The organism is Tardiphaga sp. (genome assembly GCF_028290495.1).
Classification (GTDB): domain Bacteria; phylum Pseudomonadota; class Alphaproteobacteria; order Rhizobiales; family Xanthobacteraceae; genus Tardiphaga.
On record NZ_JAQGJT010000045.1, the window covers coordinates 1 to 8,178 of the forward strand.

Sequence of the window (8,178 nt, forward strand, 5' to 3'; positions counted from 1 at the left end):
CCACGCCTATTCGAATTTTGAAAAGAAGGTCGCCGAATCCATTCGCGAGCAGGCAAAACAGCGCGGACTGGAAGAATTGTTCGAGCAGGTGCTGGTGCCGACCGAAAAGGTCACCGAGGTACGCCGCGGCCGCAAGATCGACGCCGAGCGCAAGTTCTTCCCGTGCTACGTGCTGGTAAAGATGAAGCTGACCGACGAGGCGTTTCATCAGATCAAGAACAACCCTAAGGAGACCGGCTTCCTCGGTGCGGAAAACAAGCCGATGCCGATCTCGGAGCCCGAGGCGATGCGCATCCTGCATCAGGTGCAGGAAGGCGTGGAGCGCCCGAAGGCGTCGGTATCGTTCGAGATCGGCGAGAACGTCCGCGTGGCCGATGGCCCGTTCGCATCGTTCTCCGGTGTCGTCGAGGAAATCGACGAGGCGCGTTCGCGCGTCAAGGTGGCGGTGTCGATCTTCGGTCGCGCCACGCCGGTCGAACTGGAATTCGGTCAGGTCGAGAAGGTCTGATCGCAATAGCGCAGAAGCAATTCTGCGTTTGAAAGTGCGAAGCACGTCTTCGCAAAAGGCTGTGGGAGGAAGAGGGCGGTCGCCAGCCGCTTTTCGACCCAACCACGGAACCTGCAACCGCCGGCCTGGCCGGCACAACAGGAGTGACACATGGCAAAGAAAGTGACCGGATACCTGAAGCTTCAGGTGCCGGCCGGCGCGGCGAATCCTTCGCCCCCGATCGGTCCCGCGCTTGGTCAGCGCGGCCTCAACATCATGGAATTCTGCAAAGCGTTCAACGCGCAGACGCAGAAGGAAGAAAAGAACACCCCAATCCCGGTGGTGATCACGATCTTCGCCGATCGTTCGTTCACCTTCGCCCTGAAGACCCCTCCGATGTCCTTCTTCATCAAGAAGGCCGCCGATCTGAAGTCCGGCTCCAAGCTGCCGGGCCGCGACAAGGCGGGCTCGGTGACCAAAGCGCAGGTGCGCGAGATCGCCGAAACCAAGATGAAGGATCTGAATTGCGACACCATTGAATCGGCCATGAAGATGGTTGAGGGCTCTGCCCGTTCGATGGGCGTCGAGGTGGTGGGGTAACGATCATGGCAATTGGAAAACGTTTGAAAGCCGCCCGCGAGGGCATCGATCGCGAGAAGCTCTACACGATCACCGACGCGATCAAGATGATCAAGGAACGCGCCAAGTCGAAGTTCGACGAGACCATCGAAATCTCGATGAACCTCGGCGTCGATCCGCGTCACGCTGATCAGATGGTTCGTGGCGTCGTCTCGCTGCCGAACGGCACCGGCCGCACCCTGCGCGTCGGCGTGTTCGCCCGTGGCGCCAAGGCCGATGAAGCCCGTGCCGCTGGCGCCGACGTCGTCGGTGCCGAGGACCTGGTGGAAAAGGTGCAGGCTGGCGAAATCAACTTCGACCGCTGTATCGCTACCCCCGACATGATGCCGCTGGTCGGTCGCCTTGGTAAGGTGCTCGGTCCGCGCGGCATGATGCCGAACCCGAAGATCGGCACCGTGACTATGGACGTCACCTCGGCCGTCAAGGGTGCCAAGGGCGGTTCGGTCGAGTTCCGCGTCGAGAAGGCCGGCATCGTGCAGGCTGGCATCGGCAAGGCCTCGTTCTCGGAAGAGAAGCTGGTCGAAAACATCAAGGCGCTGGCGGATGCCGTCGCCAAGGCGAAGCCCACCGGCTCGAAGGGCACTTACGTGCAGCGCGTCGCGGTGTCCTCGACCATGGGTCCGGGCATCAAGGTCGAACCGAGCACCGTGCTCGTCTAAGCCTGAAGCCAGACTGGCGATATGGGGGCGGAATCGGGATGACCGGTTCCGCCCCTTTCGTTTGACCAGGCCGTGTGTCGCCAAATGCGATGAAACTCTTAAGGCTCCCTTAACCAAGCGGTCCGAAGCTTGATCCACGCGTGTCGACTCTCGGCGCGTCGGAAAGAGCAATTGGAGCCGTGTCATGGCTGAAATTCTCGCCTTCGTCAGGAATGAACAGCGTCCCGCGCGGACCGGGCCGTCCGCCGCGCGTTCCAGGGAGGTCCTGGTGTTTCCGGGCACCGATATCCGCGTGCTGCAGGAACTTCTGGGGTTGCCCGAGGACGAGCGGGCCATTGCAGGTCTGGACGCCCGCGCCGACAACTGATCGCGACGCCGGAAAGGCCTCGCGATACCAAGGTCGCGCTGCCGCATGCCGAAAGGTCGGCGCGCGAGAGCAGGGCGGCGCTCGACGATCCCCGCCGATATTGCCGCGGTCGCCTGACCGCAATAGCGGCCGCTTTCATGTCGTTCGCAGCAAGCCCTGCAAACCTGTCGCCCCGCCATGACGGCTGCGCCACATGCTTTCGCGCCCGAAACCCCGTAGACACATCAAGAGCGAGAACGAAGTCTGTCGGCGCACGACGCTCCGACAGACTTCGTTCAACGCGTTGAAATTAGCGGGAGCGATCCCCGGGGAATCCTACATGGCCGACAAGGTTCTGATCTATTCGCGTTTCCCGAAGGCCATGATGAAGCGGATAGGCGATCGCTTCGACCTGATCGACGCCGCCGGCAAGAAGCCGGCCGAGGCGTTCTCCGCGGATGAACTCAGGGACGTCCGCGCGCTGATCACCGCCGGCGGGCAGGCGCTGAAGGGCGACGTGATGGATATGCTGCCGCAACTCGGCGCGATCATCTGCTACGGCACCGGCTATGACGGCGTCGATTTCAAGGCCGCGGCCGAGCGCAAAATCCTGGTCGGCAACAGCCCGGGCGCCAACGCGGCGTCGGTCGCCGATCTGGCGCTGACCCTGATGCTGGCGGTGACGCGGCGTATCCTGCCGGCGGATCAGTATCTGCGCGAGGGCGGCTGGTCTCAGGCCAAGCCATCGCCGCTGATGTCGCCGCAGCCCGGCAATCCCGGCCGCAAGGTCGGCGTCTACGGCATGGGCGAGATCGGCCGCAAGATCGCGGCGCGCGTCGCCGCCTTCGAGACCGAGGTCGCCTATTACAGCCGCAGCAAGCACGACGTGCCGTACCGGCATATCGAGAGTCTGGAGGCGCTGGTGGAATGGTGCGACGTGCTGATGGTCGCAGTGCGCGCCGGGCCGGATACCCAGCACATCATCAATGCCGACATGCTGAAGAAACTCGGCCCGAACGGCTACGTCATCAACATCTCGCGGGGATCGGTGATCGACGAGGCGGCGCTGGTCACCGCGCTGACCGACAAGACCATCGCCGGCGCGGGACTCGATGTGTTCGAGACGGAGCCGCATGCGCCCGGTGCTTTGACGACGCTGCTGAACGTGGTGCTGACGCCGCATGTCGGCGGCCACACGCTGGATTCCCATGTCAGCATGCAGGACTGCGTGATCGCCAATCTCACGGCCTATTTCGCGGACAAGCCGCTGCCCTATCCGGTGGCCTCCTGACAGATCCGGCGCGGCGCGCGCAAACAATCCTCGCCCGCCGTTCCGCAAGTCCGACTTTCGTTCCCGGCCGGTACAAAAATAAGTGAGTGTCTGAAATCGCGATCCCGTTGTAATTGTCCTTGGTGATTTAGAAGCAATCGAATGTAGGCGTACATTCGATACATCAAGGACATCAGCGATGGCTGCGTTCGCCCTCAAGATCAATGGTCAGACCCATCAGGTCGACCTCGACCCCAACACCCCCTTGCTCTGGGCGATCCGCGACGGCGCGGGTCTGATGGGCACCAAATACGGCTGCGGCGTCGCGCAATGCGGTGCCTGCACGGTCTATCTCGATGGCCAAAGCATCCGTTCCTGCTCGCTGCCGGTGTCGGCAGTCGGCAGCAGCGAGGTCACCACCATCGAAGGCCTCGACAGCAAGGAGGCCAAGGCGGTGCAGAAGGCCTGGGTCGCGCTCGATGTGCCGCAATGCGGCTACTGTCAGTCCGGCCAGATCATGAGCGCTACGGCGCTGCTCAATCTCAATCCCGCTCCCAGCGACAACGACATCGACCTTGCGATGAACGGCAACATCTGCCGCTGCGCCACCTATGTCCGCATCCGCGCCGCTATCCATAGCGCCGCCAAGACGTTGGAGGGTTGAGCCATGACCGTTCATGACAAGGCCACCACTTCGCTGTCGCGCCGCTCGCTGCTGAAGGCCGGCGCCGGCCTCGCCATCGGCGCCTATATAGCGCGCGGCGGCAAGGTCTTCGCGCAGGCCCCGGCCGCACCGGCCTACAACATCGCGCCGAACACCTTCGTCATCATCAAGCCCGACAATACCGTGACGGTGCTGTGCAAGGGCATCGAGTTCGGGCAGGGCCAGTGGACCGGCATGGCCACTCTGGTCGCCGAGGAACTGGATGCCGACTGGTCGCAGATGCGTGCCGATCACGCGCCGTCCAATCCGGCGCTCTACAAGAACCTCGCGTTCGGCCTGCAGGGCACTGGCGGGTCGACGGCCATCGCCAATTCCTTCATCCAGATGCGCCAGGTCGGCGCCGCTGCCCGGCAGTTGCTGGTTGCGGCTGCTGCCGAGAGCTGGAAGGTGCCGGCGTCCGAGATCACCGTCGAGAACGGCATCCTCAAGCATGCGTCCGGCAAGCAGGGCCAGTTCGGCGAATTCGCCGACAAGGCGATGGCGATGCCGGTGCCGACCGATCCCAAATTGAAAGACCCGTCAAACTTCAAGCTGATCGGCAAGGAAGGCGTCGTGAAGCGCCTCGACAGCGCCGACAAGACCGACGGCAAGGCACTGTACACGGTCGACATCCACGAGCCGGACATGCTGACCGTGGTCATCGCGCGCTCGCCGAAATTCGGCGGTACCGTGCAATCCTTTGACGCGTCCGCAGCGAAAGCCGTTGCGGGGGTCGTCGATGTCAGGCAGGTGCCGACCGGCATTGCGGTCTATGCCCGGGGCTTCTGGCCGGCGAAGACCGCCCGCGACGCGCTGAAGATCGTCTGGGACGACAGCAAGGCGGAGACCCGCGGATCGGCGCAGCTGCTCAGCGAATTCCGCGCGCTGTCGAAGACGCCTGGCAAGGTCGTGAAGGCCGAGGGCGACTTCGAGGGATCGATGGCCAAGGGCGGCCGCGTGGTCGAAGTCGAATACGTTTTCCCTTACCTGGTCCATGCGGCGATGGAGCCGCTCAGCGCTTACCTGAAGTGGGACGGCGACACCGTCCACGCGCGTTATGGCTGCCAGTTTCCGACCCCGGACCATACGGCCATCTCCAAGGTGCTCGGGCTACCGATGGAGAAGGTGAAGATCGACGTCCTGCTTGCCGGTGGCAGCTTCGGCCGTCGCGCCCAGCAGACCACGCATCAGGCCATCGAACTCGCCGAAGTGGCCAAGGCCATCGGGCCCGGCAAGTCGATCAAGCTGATGTGGACCCGTGAGGACGACATGCGCGGCGGCTACTATCGCCCGTACAGCATCCACCGCATGCGCGGCAGCGTGCGCGACGGCAAGATCGAAGCCTGGAGCGATACCATCGTCTCGCAGTCGATCATGAAGGGCTCCTTTTTTGAGGCTGTCATGTTCAAAGATGGTCTGGACCCGACCTCCTACGAGGGGTCGAACGAGATTCCCTACGACGTCGCCAATTTCAAGATGGACATGCACCAGGTCGATGTCGGCGTACCCGTATTGTGGTGGCGCTCGGTCGGTCACACCCACACCGGCTACGCCGTGGAGGCCTTTGTCGACGAGCTGCTGGAAGCCGCCGGCAAGGACCCGGTCGAGGGCCGCATCGAACTGATGAGCAGGAAGCCGCGCCATGTCGGCGTGCTGAAGGCGGTCGCCGAACTCGCCGACTGGAAGAACTACAAGGTGCCGGATGGCCGCGCCCGCGGCGTTGCGGTGGTCGAGAGCTTCAACACCTTCGTGGCGCAGGTCGTCGAGCTGTCGATCGGCGCGGACGGACCGAAGGTGCACAAGGTCTGGTGCGCCGTGGATTGCGGCGTCGCCGTCAATCCCGACATCATCCGCGCGCAGATGGAAGGCGGCATCGGCTTCGGCCTCGGCCACATCCTCTATGCCGAGCAGACGCTCGACGCAGGCCGTCCGGTCAACGGCAATTTCGACACCTATCGCTCGTTGCGCATCAACGAGATGCCTGAGATCGAGGTAGTGGTCGTGAAATCCACCGAGAAGCCCACCGGCGTCGGCGAGCCCGGCGTGCCTCCGCTCGGACCGGCGGTGGCCAACGCGATGGCGAAACTGGGCGTAGCGCGTCCCCGGCAATTGCCTATCGTGCCGGGAGCATCCGCATGAGCCTGTTCAAGCAATCGATGCTGGCGCTCACCGCCGGCGGTCTCGCGGTCGGGCTGCTGGCCTTCGCAGCCCCGAGCTTCCAGGCCGATGCGGCGACCGATTCCGCCGCCGATGCCGGCAAGCTGCAGCCGGTCTCGGCCTTTGCCGGGATCCGGAACGATAGCGAACGCTCGTTGGCGCTGTTTCAGGAAGTCGGCAAGGTGATCCAGTCGCCGCGCTGCATGAACTGCCATCCGGCCACCGAGCGTCCGACCCAGACCGACCGGATGCGTCCGCATATCCCGCTGGTGGTGCGCGGCGAGGGCGGTATGGGCGCTGCAAGCGGACTGGCCTGCACCACCTGTCACCACGAGGCCAACTTCGATGCGGCCAACGTTCCCGGCAATCCGAAATGGGCGCTGGCACCGATCGAGATGGCCTGGCAGGGCAAGACGCTCGGCCAGATCTGCGTCCAGATCAAGGACAAGGAACGCAACGGCGGCAAGGACTTGGCGGCGCTGGTTCAACATATGGCTGAGGACGAACTGGTCGGCTGGGGCTGGAACCCCGGCGGCAATCGGACCCCGGCCCCGGGCACGCAGAAGCAGTTTGGCGAGCTGTTCAAAGCCTGGGCTGATTCCGGCGCGGTGTGCCCGAAAGGGTAGGCCGTTCCCCGGACGCGACGCAGCACGAAGTGCTGCTTCGCAAAGCCGGTTTCCTGGTACCTTAGCAGCCGGGATCCGGATTCGCGGAGCGGCATAAGAATGCTGCACCGCGCCTGGGAAACTGATCCCTTGCATAAAAGATGCCGCGGAACAAAATGTCCCTTGGCAATCTCCCCGCGACTCGTTAAACAACCGGCTTCCGGGCGTGCTGGCGACAGCTGGTACGTCTGTGTTCGCATCCGACAACCCACATCGTCAGGAGACCATTTCTTTCAGGCTATCCGCATGGATCGCTCGAAGGAAAGGCCAACGCGACGCGGATTGAACGAAGCGAGCAGGGGTCTCTCATTAGCCAGCGATGGCCGATCAGACGATCTCGATCCTGTCCAAGACTGCTGGCGCCCGCGACAAATGAAAATTTGTTCAACGGCTTAATCCTAAAGCCAGCATAGACGGGTGAAGACCGGATGTCGTCAGCGTCGCGTCAAGCGGCGGGCAGCGTATCCAGTTCGAACCTCGACACTCCCCTGTCTTTGCTGGTTTTCCAGTGATGGCGCGGGAAGGGCAGGCTTTTCAAATATCGTCTCGCTCGACGTGTCTGAAGACCGTGTGTCTTGAGGTCAGGTTTAAAGCGGGGCGGTGGGTGTAACCCGGCGGTCCTGCTTCATGCAGAGGCCGCCAACCGGAGAGAGCTTGCTGTGGAAAGAGCGGCAAAAAAGGACGCGGTCGAAGCGCTGAACGGTCTGTTCAAGACCACCAGCGTTGCGGTCGTCGCCCATTATTCCGGCCTCACCGTTGCCCAGATGCAGAACCTGCGTACGCAGATGAAGCTGGCCGGCGCATCGGTCAAGGTCTCGAAAAACCGTCTCGCCAAAATTGCTCTTGAAGGCACGGACGTCGTTGCCATTGGGTCCCTTCTGAAGGGTCCCACCGTGATCGCCACTTCTGACGATCCGGTAGCGGCACCGAAGGTTGCCGTCGAATTCGCCAAGCTGAATGAGAACTTCGTCATTCTTGGTGGTTCGATGGGTAAAACCGTCCTGAACGTCGACAGCGTCAAGGCCCTGGCCGCGCTGCCCTCGCTCGACGAACTGCGCGCGAAGATCATCGGCCTCCTTGTGGCGCCGGCGACCAAGATCGCTCAGCTGTCGACTGCACCTGCGGCCAAGCTCGCACGTGTTGTTCAGGCCTATGCCTCAAAGAGCGAAGCGGCCTGACGCCCTTCGCATTCAACCCTGGTTCGAACTAGATACGCTTAAGGAAACAAGACAATGGCCGACCTCAATAAGAT

At 62.9% G+C, this 8,178-nt stretch carries 9 protein-coding genes; all 9 read left to right on the forward strand.

The genetic code is table 11. The features are described 5' to 3' along the window. Window positions 1-508: transcription termination/antitermination protein NusG (gene nusG / locus JWQ24_RS08260; RefSeq protein WP_299806529.1), on the forward strand; the 508-nt coding region annotated here is incomplete at its 5' end. Window positions 509-658: 150 nt separating this feature from the next. Then, a complete protein-coding gene (gene rplK, locus JWQ24_RS08265; protein ID WP_299806530.1) occupies window positions 659-1,087 on the forward strand; it encodes a 50S ribosomal protein L11 in 429 nt (142 codons plus the stop codon). A 5-nt stretch (window positions 1,088-1,092) separates the two neighbouring features. Then, entirely contained in the window at window positions 1,093-1,785 is a 693-nt protein-coding gene (gene rplA / locus JWQ24_RS08270) for a 50S ribosomal protein L1 (RefSeq protein ID WP_299806532.1), read from the forward strand. A gap of 184 nt (window positions 1,786-1,969) precedes the next feature. After that, the gene (locus JWQ24_RS08275; RefSeq protein ID WP_299806535.1) at window positions 1,970-2,152 is read left to right on the forward strand and encodes a hypothetical protein; all 183 of its coding nucleotides are present in this window, start codon (window positions 1,970-1,972) and stop codon (window positions 2,150-2,152) included. A 319-nt stretch (window positions 2,153-2,471) separates the two neighbouring features. Further along, the gene (locus JWQ24_RS08280; RefSeq protein ID WP_299806537.1) at window positions 2,472-3,422 is read left to right on the forward strand and encodes a 2-hydroxyacid dehydrogenase; all 951 of its coding nucleotides are present in this window, start codon (window positions 2,472-2,474) and stop codon (window positions 3,420-3,422) included. 178 nt (window positions 3,423-3,600) lie between these two features. After that, window positions 3,601-4,065: a (2Fe-2S)-binding protein gene (locus JWQ24_RS08285; protein ID WP_299806539.1), complete on the forward strand. Its 465-nt coding sequence runs from the start codon at window positions 3,601-3,603 to the stop codon at window positions 4,063-4,065. Between the two features lie 3 nt (window positions 4,066-4,068). Then, a complete protein-coding gene (locus JWQ24_RS08290) occupies window positions 4,069-6,243 on the forward strand; it encodes a xanthine dehydrogenase family protein molybdopterin-binding subunit (protein ID WP_299806541.1) in 2,175 nt (724 codons plus the stop codon). After that, entirely contained in the window at window positions 6,240-6,887 is a 648-nt protein-coding gene (locus JWQ24_RS08295; protein WP_299806543.1) for an Isoquinoline 1-oxidoreductase subunit, read from the forward strand. The genes JWQ24_RS08290 and JWQ24_RS08295 overlap by 4 nt, the downstream gene beginning before the upstream one ends. Window positions 6,888-7,585: 698 nt before the next feature. Further along, window positions 7,586-8,104 carry a 50S ribosomal protein L10 gene (gene rplJ / locus JWQ24_RS08300; RefSeq protein WP_299806545.1) on the forward strand — a complete coding sequence of 173 codons (519 nt, stop codon included), beginning with the start codon at window positions 7,586-7,588 and terminating at the stop codon, window positions 8,102-8,104. Window positions 8,105-8,178 lie beyond the last annotated feature (74 nt).